General features: G+C 35.8%; 3 protein-coding genes. 2 read left to right on the top strand and 1 reads right to left on the bottom strand.

Annotated features, from left to right (window positions below; translation table 11 throughout):
* The coding region (locus ACIQ1E_RS14070) for a penicillin acylase family protein (RefSeq protein WP_396171995.1) at positions 1 to 1722 on the top strand (1722 nt) is incomplete at its 5' end.
* Between the two features lie 112 nt (positions 1723 to 1834).
* Positions 1835 to 2851, top strand: a complete 1017-nt coding sequence (locus ACIQ1E_RS14065) for a M28 family metallopeptidase (protein WP_396171993.1) — start codon at positions 1835 to 1837, stop codon at positions 2849 to 2851.
* 74 nt (positions 2852 to 2925) lie between these two features.
* Here ACIQ1E_RS14065 and ACIQ1E_RS14060 read toward each other — a convergent pair whose 3' ends face one another.
* On the bottom strand, positions 2926 to 3027 hold the full coding sequence (locus ACIQ1E_RS14060; protein WP_396171997.1) for a YegP family protein: 102 nt from the start codon (positions 3025 to 3027) through the stop codon (positions 2926 to 2928).
* Positions 3028 to 3031: the final 4 nt, after the last annotated feature.

Genomic DNA, 3031 nt, shown 5'->3' with positions numbered 1-3031 from the left:
TGGACAGACGGAAGTATTGGAGCCATAAGCACAGCCGATTTGACGAATACTGAATTAAAAGCATTCTATGGGAGTGACGATAAATTCGCTTACGTCGAAAAGGTAAAAGATATGCAAACGGGTTCTAATGGTTTTGCAATAGCCCCATCCAAAACGGCTAGTGGAAATGCAATTTTGTACATCAATCCACACACCACTTTTTACTTTAGACCTGAAATACAAATCAGTAGCGAAGAAGGCTTAAATGCTTATGGCGCTGTAACTTGGGGGCAATTTTTTGTCTATCAAGGATTCAATGAAAATTGTGGCTGGATGCACACTTCTTCTAATGTGGATGTTGCCGATGCCTATGCAGAAAAAATAACCCTTAAAAATAAAAAGCTTTTTTACGAATATGATTCCAAATTGTATCCCGTTATCGAAAAGAAAATAGTTATTAATTATGCAGAAAATGGTAAATTAATTCCAAAAACCTTTACTACTTATTTTACTAATAAAGGACCTATAATGGCCAAAAGAGATGGAAAATGGATCAGTTTAAAGTCCAGAAACCGGTCAATGAAAAGTTTGGAGCAAAGTTGGGTACGAATAAAATCTAAAAGCTTTGCGGAGTACCAACAAGCAATGGAAATGAAAGCCAACGCTTCAAACAATACTGTTTATGCGGACAATAAAGGAAATATTGCCTATTGGCACGGTAACTTTATACCAATTAGAGACAAAAACTTCAATTGGGCAAAAGTGATGGATGGAACCACTTCGTCAACACAATGGAAAGGTTTGCATAATCCATCGGAAACCGTTCATCTTTTCAATCCTAGCAATGGTTGGTTACAAAATTGCAATTCAACGCCCTATAGTGTTGCTGGAATAAATAGTCCAAAAAAAGAAAATTACCTTCCCTATATGGCCCCAGATGGAGAAAATTTTAGAGGAATAAATGCAGTTCGACTTTTGAGCAAAGGAAGTTCATATACATTAGACAAAATAATTGCGGACGGATACGATTCAAAATTATCCATTTTTGAAGTTTTGATTCCTGCATTGGTTGCTAGTTTTGAAAAATACATTTCACCTGAAAATCCACTTTACTATGAGCTAATAGAACCTATTACAGTTTTGAAGAAATGGGATTATTATGCTAATGAAAACTCTGTAGCAGCAACATTAGCAAATGAATGGGTATTCAAATTGAACCCCATCCTACAAAAAGTATATGTCGACGAAGGAGAAAAGGACCAAGTAGAAAACACTATCCAATTTGCTAATACAGCAGCTCAAGATCAAATGATTCCCCAGTTGCAGACGGTGATAAACGAGCTAAAAACAAAATTTGGAACCTGGCAAATTCCTTGGGGAGAACTCAATAGATTTCAGCGCCCTACGGGTGAGATTGACTTAGTGTATAATGATGGTTTAGAAAGTTTACCTATTGGCAATGGAACAGCACTATGGGGGAGTTTACCTGCTTATAAAAGCAGCTATCAGAATGGAACTAAAAAACGATACGGATACAATGGAAATAGTTTTGTTTGCGCTGTTGAATTTGGACCTAAAATTAAAGCTAAATCCCTTTTAGCTGGGGGTAATAGTGGTGATCCAAAATCAAAGCACTTTATGGACCAATCAAGAATGTATCAAAAAGGGGAATTCAAAGATGTTTTGTTTTACAAAGAAGATGTTGAAAAAAATGCAGAACGAACCTATTATCCGGGTGAATAGTCATTAGATTAGAAAAAAAACAGTTGTGAAACCTTGAAAGAATAAACTTCCAAGGTTTTTTTTATTACATTATTATTCACATATTTGTATACCTAAACACAAATAGCTCTCAATGAAAAATTTACTATTTCTATTACTATTGGCCTCTACTCTTTCTTGTACTTCACAAAAGAACAGTGTTGCCGATGTACCTCCAACAAATTACCTCAAAACAATCACATCTACTGATTTAAAAACGCATTTATCTATAGTGGCTTCTGATGAAATGGAAGGTCGAGAAACAGGTTCTTTGGGACAGAAAAAAGCTGGAAATTATTTAATAAAACAATACAAATCGAATAAAATTCCTTTTCCAAAAGGCGCTACAGAGTATTACCAAAGAATTCCTGCAGCCTATTTGAATGCCAAGAAAAACGAAAATCTACCCGATTCCGAAAATATCTGGGCTTATATTGAAGGTTCTGAAAAACCCAACGAAGTTGTTGTTATTTCAGCACATTACGATCATGTTGGTGTGAAAAATGGCGAAGTCTATAATGGAGCCGACGATGATGGTTCTGGAACAGTCGCTTTACTTGAAATAGCTCAAGCCTTTCAAATCGCAAAAAATGATGGTCACGGCCCTAAGCGTTCCATTTTAATTCTTCACGTTACGGGAGAAGAACACGGACTTCACGGATCCCGCTTTTATTCGGAAAACCCTCTATTTCCTTTAGCCAACACCATTACCGATATCAATATTGATATGATTGGACGTCGCGATGACTTGCATAAAGACTCCAATAATTATGTGTATTTGATAGGTTCTGATTATTTATCGTCTGATTTATATACCATTTGTGAAGATGCGAATAAAAAATACGTCAACCTATTTATAGATTACAAATTCAACGACAGAACAGACCCCAATCGTTTTTACTATCGTTCTGATCATTATAATTTTGCAAAAAATGGTATTCCATCTGTTTTTCTATTTAATGGAGTACACGCTGATTATCACAAAGCGACTGATGAAGTAGACAAAATTGAATTTGATGCTTTGGCTAAAAGAACCCAGCTTGCTTTTGCTATTGCTTGGGAATTGGCCAACAGAGAAAATCGCCCCGTGGTTGATAAAAGCGGAAATTAAAGCAGTGGAATTAATATCAAATGAAAAGCCTCGAAAGTTTTCGAGGCTTTTTTTACTACAAATACAAGGTTCGATTACAATTCTTCCTTTACTTCAGCTTCAGGGGCATTTTTGAATACTGATTCAATTCCATTATCGCGAGCAGCAGCAGATTCGTACATTTCACTATTTCCAATTATT

The sequence above is a fragment of the Flavobacterium sp. genome (genome assembly GCF_044348915.1).
Classification (GTDB): domain Bacteria; phylum Bacteroidota; class Bacteroidia; order Flavobacteriales; family Flavobacteriaceae; genus Flavobacterium.
Note: the sequence above shows the minus strand (reverse complement) of the source record. Positions and strands in the feature narration are given on the sequence as shown.

What these genes read in the sequence shown, in the direction of transcription:
- ACIQ1E_RS14065 (WP_396171993.1), top strand. Translation starts at nt 1,835, where the DNA reads ATGAAAAATTTACTATTTCTATTACTATTGGCCTCTACTCTTTCTTGT.